The sequence below is a fragment of the Sandarakinorhabdus sp. genome (assembly GCF_041689835.1).
Taxonomy (GTDB): domain Bacteria; phylum Pseudomonadota; class Alphaproteobacteria; order Sphingomonadales; family Sphingomonadaceae; genus Sandarakinorhabdus.
In genome coordinates this window covers 1-6,433 of sequence record NZ_JBDNFM010000169.1, presented here as the reverse complement: position 1 = coordinate 6,433, position 6,433 = coordinate 1, and the positions used below count along the sequence as shown (strand labels likewise).

General features: G+C 65.3%; 7 protein-coding genes. 5 read left to right on the top strand and 2 right to left on the bottom strand.

Annotated elements, in window-relative coordinates; translation table 11 throughout:
* From ACESL8_RS09220 to ACESL8_RS09200, 5 genes are all read left to right on the top strand, one after another.
* Positions 1-1,317, top strand: a 1,317-nt coding sequence (locus ACESL8_RS09220) for an efflux RND transporter permease subunit (protein ID WP_372918078.1), incomplete at its 5' end; no start/stop codon positions are given.
* 43 nt (positions 1,318-1,360) lie between these two features.
* On the top strand, positions 1,361-2,569 hold the full coding sequence (locus ACESL8_RS09215) for a DUF445 domain-containing protein (RefSeq protein ID WP_372918076.1): 1,209 nt from the start codon (positions 1,361-1,363) through the stop codon (positions 2,567-2,569).
* Position 2,570: 1 nt separating this feature from the next.
* Positions 2,571-3,146 carry a GNAT family N-acetyltransferase gene (locus ACESL8_RS09210; protein ID WP_372918074.1) on the top strand — a complete coding sequence of 192 codons (576 nt, stop codon included), beginning with the start codon at positions 2,571-2,573 and terminating at the stop codon, positions 3,144-3,146.
* Between the two features lie 127 nt (positions 3,147-3,273).
* Positions 3,274-4,818, top strand: a complete 1,545-nt coding sequence (locus tag ACESL8_RS09205; RefSeq protein ID WP_372918072.1) for a M20/M25/M40 family metallo-hydrolase — start codon at positions 3,274-3,276, stop codon at positions 4,816-4,818.
* Between the two features lie 4 nt (positions 4,819-4,822).
* Positions 4,823-5,506: a spermidine synthase gene (locus ACESL8_RS09200; RefSeq protein WP_372918070.1), complete on the top strand. Its 684-nt coding sequence runs from the start codon at positions 4,823-4,825 to the stop codon at positions 5,504-5,506.
* A gap of 7 nt (positions 5,507-5,513) precedes the next feature.
* Here the strand turns inward: ACESL8_RS09200 and ACESL8_RS09195 are convergent, their stop codons facing one another.
* Together ACESL8_RS09195 and ACESL8_RS09190 are read right to left on the bottom strand one after the other, a co-directional pair.
* On the bottom strand, positions 5,514-5,966 hold the full coding sequence (locus ACESL8_RS09195; RefSeq protein ID WP_372918068.1) for a tRNA (cytidine(34)-2'-O)-methyltransferase: 453 nt from the start codon (positions 5,964-5,966) through the stop codon (positions 5,514-5,516).
* A 3-nt stretch (positions 5,967-5,969) separates the two neighbouring features.
* A partial coding sequence (locus ACESL8_RS09190; RefSeq protein WP_372918066.1) for an aminotransferase class I/II-fold pyridoxal phosphate-dependent enzyme occupies positions 5,970-6,433 on the bottom strand: 464 nt, incomplete at its 5' end.

Genomic DNA, 6,433 nt, shown 5'->3' with positions numbered 1-6,433 from the left:
GTGGGCGGCGGCAACATCTATCTCACCCTCAAGAAAGACCGTTCGATGCACCGCATCGATTGGGAACGTGCCATGGCGCCCAAGCTGGCCGCCATTCCCGATGCCCGCATCGGTTTTTCCAGCCAGGGCGATGGCCCGCCCGGCGGTCGCCCCATCGGGATCACCCTGACCGGCAATGATCCGGCGCTGCTGGACCGTTCAGCCCAGCAAGTGGTGACCGAAATGCGCGCCATGCCCGAACTGCGTCAGGCCCGCATTGATGGCGGCCTGCAGCGCCCGGAAATCACCATCAAGCCGCGGCTTGATCTGGCGTCCGAACTTGGCGTGACCACAGCGGCGCTATCGGAAACAATCCGCATCGCAACGCTGGGCGATATCGATCAGAATGTCGCCAAATTCAGCGTGGCCGATCGCCAGATCCCGATCCGGGTTGCGCTGGCGGAATCGTCGCGCCGCAATCTTTCCACCATCGAAAATTTGCCGGTGCCCACCAGCCGCGGCGGCACTGTGCCCTTGAAGGTGGTTGCCGAAATCAGTTTTGGTGCTGGCCCGACCGAGATCCGCCGCTTCAACCAGCAGCGCCGCATCCAGATCGGCGCCGATCTGGCCCCCGGCCTGCTGTCAGGCGATGTGCAGATCAAGGTCAACCAGTTGCCCAGTCTGAAAAACCTGCCGCCCGGCGTCGAAAAGGTACAGCTTGGCATGCAGAAATGGCTCGGCGAACTGATCCAGAACTTCATCCTCGCGGTGATCGCCGGTGTCGTCATGGTGTTCGCCGTGCTGGTAATGCTCTACAAGCGGGTGCTGCCGCCGTTCGTCAACATGATGTCGCTGCTGCTGGCCCCGCTGGGCGGGCTGATCGCGCTGCTCATCACCGGCAATCCCATTTCGATGCCGGTGTTCATCGGCTTGCTGATGCTGCTCGGCATCGTGGCCAAGAACAGCATTCTGCTGGTCGATATGGCCATCGAAGAAATGGAAAAGGGCGTGCCAAAACTGGAAGCCATCCTGGAAGCCGGTCACAAGCGTGTGCAGCCGATCATCATGACCACGGTCGCGATGGTGGCGGGCATGATGCCGGTGGCGCTGGCGCTAGGCGGTGATGGTTCTTTCCGCGCGCCAATGGGCATCGTGGTCATCGGCGGCCTGATCGTGTCGACCGCACTCACCCTGATCATCGTGCCGGCTGGGTTTTCCATTGCGGTTTCGGTCGAAGAATGGCTGGCTCCGCGCATGAAGCGTTGGTTCACCAATAATGAAGGGACGACTGCCAAGCTTCCCGGCACCCTGGATCCCGGTGTAACGCCTGCGGAGTGATAACGCCCTGAACAGCCTGCTGCCGGAATCGCCCTTTCACCGGATGCGCTTGCTGGCAACGCTGCTGCTGGCAGCGCTGGCTGCGGTGTTTATTGCCTGCCTTGTATGGCCAAACGCGCATCCCGCCATACCGTGGGTGTCGGCGTTCAGCGAAGCCGCGATGGTGGGCGGGCTGGCGGACTGGTTTGCCGTAACCGCACTGTTTCGGCACCCGTTGGGCCTGCCCATCCCGCACACCGCCATCATCCCCAGACAAAAGGACCGGTTGGGCGACACGCTGGCGCAGTTCCTCAAGGATAATTTTCTCAAACCCCAGGTGGTGGCGCGGCGGCTGGACGATGCCGATCTGGCCGGCGTGCTGGCGCGCTGGCTGGCCGCGCCCCCCGCCCCGGGACCGAACCGCAAGAAAAGCCTCGCGCCGCTGGTGGGCCAGCTTGTCGAAGGGCTGGATGATCCTTCCATTGCAAAGGCCGTGGAAGATCTTGCCCGCGGCCGGCTGCAATCGATGCAGCTTTCCCCCATCGTTGCCGACGCGGTGGATACGCTGGTGGCGGGCGGGCGGCACGAATTGCTGATCGATGCCGCGGTTGAATGGGCGCTGGCCACGATCGTCGACGAAGCACCCAATATTCGCGGCATGGTGGCGGAACGCACCAACTGGCTGCTGCGCCTTGCCGGCGCCGATGAAAGCATGTCGTCGACAATGATCACATCGGTTCAGCGACTGCTGGTGGAAATAAGGCACGATCCCCGCCACCCGGTGCGGCAGCGCCTGGTTGAAGCTTTCACGCAATGGACGTTCGATCTGCGGCACTTCCCCGAATCTCAGGCACGGGTCGAAGGCTTCAAGGATGATCTGCTCGCCAATCGGGCAATGGGAAGCTGGGTGCAGGGCCTGTGGGATGCAGCGCGCGGCGCGCTGGCCGCCAGCCTGAAGCAACCGGCTGGCAACCGGCTGGGCGGCGCGCTCACCACACTGGGCGCCCGCATCGACGGGGATGCGGCGTTGAAGGCCGGGCTCAACACGGCCCTGCGCCGCGCCATCGCCGGCCTCGCCAAAACCCACGGTGACGAGATCGTGAAACTGGTTTCCGAAACCGTGCGCAGCTGGGATGCGCAAACCGTAACCGACAAGGTGGAACAGGCGGTGGGCCGCGACCTGCAATTCATCCGTATCAACGGCACGCTGATCGGCGGCTGCATCGGCGTGGCCATCCACGCCGTCACGCATTTTGCGCCGTTGGCCAGGTAACATGCTCGATCGCCAGCCCCGCCTTGCCCACCCCGCCCTCAGCTTGCGCCCGGCCACCGCCAACGATTGGCCGGCGCTGTTTGCCGCCGCCAGCGATCCCGGCATCTGGGAAGGCCACCCCGCGCACGATCGCTGGCAGGAACCGGTGTTTCAAGCCTTCTTCGACGATGGTTTGGCCAGCGGCGGCATGCTGGTGGCGCAGGAGCCCGACAATGGTTACGAGGGCGGCGCGATCATCGGATCATCGCGGTTCGATTTCAGCCGGGCCGAGCCGGGCGAAGTCGAAATCGGCTGGACGTTTCTGGTGCGACGTCACTGGGGCAGCCGCAGCAATCATGTCATGAAAGCCTTGATGGTCGGCCACGCGCTGGAAAAAGTGGAGCGCGTGATCTTCCTGATCGGGGAGACCAACATCCGCTCGCGCACTGCCGTCACCCGCATCGGCGCCGTCCTGACCGGCCGCCAGATGACCGCCCAGCTCTCCAACGGGCCGGTCACCCACGTCACCTATGCCATCGACCGCATCAACTTTGCGGCTGGGCCACTGGCGCAGCTGTGGGCCGCGCGGCTTTGCTGACATCCACCAGCTTGTCGTCAAACATGCGGCGAACCACACTTCATCGTTTGTGTGCCAGCGATGTAACGCGGCGGTGGTTGCCAATCTGAACCGCCTGCGCCAGTCTGCGCCGCCAAGGGGAAATGATATGCAAATCCGTGCATTGATCGGGTGGGCGCTGCTGGCGCTGGTGGCGGTGCCGGCTGTCGCGGTGCCGGTTGCGGCCAGCCCGGCATCCGACAAACTGCGCGCCGCCGTGCGCGGTTGGCGCGAAGCCAATGAACGCACGTTGCTAGCCGATTACAGCGCCTTCGCCGCCATGCCGAGCATCGCCAGCAATCTGGCCGATGTGGACCGCAATGCCGATTATCTCGAAGCCCAGCTGAAAGCGCGCGGCTTCACTGCACAGCAATTGCGCGCCCGCTCCGGCACCCCGGCCAGCGTGTTTGCCGAACGCAGCACCCCCGGCGCCAAGCGCACCATCCTGTTCTACGCTCACTACGACGGTCAGCCGGTGAACCAGCCCGGCTGGCTCGATCCGCCGTTTCAGCCCACGCTGCGCACCGCTCCGCCGGCCAGCGCCAAGGTCGATCTGGCAGCGAGCGCCGCCATCGACCGCGAATGGCGCCTGCACGGCCGCGCCACCGGCGACGACAAATCCACCATCGCCGTCACCCTGTGGGCACTCGATGCACTTGCTGCCAAGGGCCTGAAACCAGGTGTGAACATCAAAATCCTGTGGGAAGGCGAGGAAGAGGCCGGCTCGCCCAATTTCGGCACCATTGTTCGCGCCAACAAGGCGCTGCTCGCCGCCGATCTGCTGGTGATGGGCGACGGGCCGGTGCACCAATCCGGCCGCCCGCTGGTGAGCGGCGGCAACCGCGGCATCATCGATTTCGAAGCCACGGTCTATGGCCCGGCCCGCGCCTTGCACGATGGCCATTATGGCAATTGGGTGCCCAGCCCCACGGTGATGATCGCCGATCTGGTGATGCAATTGCGCGATGACGAAGGCCGCATCAAGGTGCCGGGCCTGGCCAGCGAAGTGCTGCCGCTCAGCGCCAGGGACAAGGCCGCGCTGGCCGCACTGCCGGCGGTTGAAGCGCAGTTGAAGGGCGATCTGGCATTGGGCCGCAACATTGGTACGGCGCGCATTGCCGATGGCTATCTCGCCCCCACCTTGAACGTGCGCGCCATCCACGGCGGCGACACCCGCTCCCCCGCCGCCAACGCCATCCCCACCCAAGCGTGGGCCAGTTTCGACATCCGCCTCGCCCCCGGCCAGACCATGGCGCACGTCAAGCAGACAACCGAAGCGTATCTGACCGCCCAGGGCTGGCACATCATCCGCACTGATCCTGATGCTGCCACGAGGCTGGCCCACCCCAAGCTGCTCAAGCTCGACTGGGGCGACGGCGGATCAGTGGCGGTCAAGGTCGCGCTCGACACGCCGGCGGCCAAGGCGGTAATCGGCGCCATCACCCGCAGCAGCGGCCCGCCGGTGCAAATGCCGCTGATGGGCGGCACCACGCCCTTTGCCGAAATCGTCGAAGCGCTCGGCGCTCCGATGATCGGCGTTTCGGTGGCCAATGCCGACGACAACCAGCACGCCGCCAATGAAAATATCCGCCTCGGCAATCTGTGGGACGGCATCGAGATTTACGCCGCCCTGCTGGCAGACACGAAGTGGTAAGGTCATGACGCCGCGTGAACTCATCGGCGTGGCCGAGGTGCCGGGCGGGCCGCCGCTGCGGCTGTTCCGGCGCGGCGGCGATTTCATGATCGTGCTTGAACGCAACGAATTGATGAGCACGCGGATGCATGGCTCAGAAGTCGCGCTCGGCACCATGACGTGTGACCGGCTTGCCGGCCGGATGAGTGGAAGCTGGGCGCCGCATCTGCTCATCGGCGGCTATGGCATGGGTTTCACGCTGCGCGCCGTGCTTGGCCGGCTGGCGGCAGACGCGCGGGTGACGGTCGTCGAATTGGTGCCGGGCATCATCGACTGGGCGCGCGGGCCGATGGCGGCAGTCACCGATGGATGTCTGGATGATCCGCGCGTGACACTGACCATGGGTGATGTCGCCGCGACAATCGGGCAGGCAACGGCGGCGTTCGATGCAATCCTGCTCGACGTCGACAACGGGCCGGACGGGCTGACGCGTCCCGAAAATGACGGGATCTACAGCAACCAGGGGCTGGCGGCGGCGCGCAAGGCGCTGCGCCCCGGCGGCGTGCTCGCCATCTGGTCAGCCTCGCCAGACCCCGCGTTCGCGCGGCAACTGGAGCGCGCGGGCTTCACGGTCGAAACGGTGCGGGTGCGTGCGCGCGAAACGGGCAAGGGCCCGGTGCACGTCGTCTGGTTTGCCGTGAAGCGCTGAGCCAGGTCTACTGCGGCAGCCCGCCCGTCTGGCGCAGTGCCTCGCCCAGCGTGAGGCCGGCGGACATCGCGAGGTTCATGGAGCGCGTTTCGGCGCGCATCGGCAGGCGGATGCGGCCCCCGCAGGCCTCGTGAACATGCGCAGGCACCCCGGCGCTTTCCTTGCCGAACAGCAGCACATCACCGGGCAAGAACGCGAAATCATAGGCGCTGCTGCTGGCCTTGGTGGTGAGCAGCACCAGCCGGGCACCGCCGATGCTGGCCCGGAACGCGTCCCAATCGCGGTGCCGCGTCACGCTGACATGATCGATATAATCCATCGCCGAACGGCGCACACGGGCATCATCCCACACGAAACCCAGCGGCTCGATCAGATCGACCGGCACACCCAGGCACGCGCCCAGCCGCAGCACGGCGCCGACATTGCCCGCGATTTCCGGTTCATACAGCGCGATACGCATGGCTCAGGTGAGGTTGTTCACCGCGCGCTGGATGCGCTTGCAGGCTTCCTCCAGCAGCGCATCGGCGGTGGCATAGCTGATGCGGAAGGCCGGCGAACCGCCAAACGCGGCGCCGTGCACCACTGCAACGCCTTCGGTTTCCAGCAAGTACGCCGCCACATCCTCATCGTTGTTCAGCACCCCGCCGGCGGGCGTTTTCTTGCCGATCAGGCCCGAACAATCCGGATAGACATAAAACGCCCCTTCCGGACGCGGGCAGATCAGGCCCGGCGTCTGGTTAAGCATGCTCACCACCAGATCGCGGCGGCGCTGAAAGGCGGCGTTACGTTCCGCCAGGAACGATTGGTCACCGGTCAGCGCGGCCACCGTGGCAGCCATCGAAATCGAGCAGGGGTTGGACGTGCTCTGTGATTGCAGCTTGGCCATCGCCTTGATGATCCACGCCGGCCCGCCGGCAAAGCCGATGC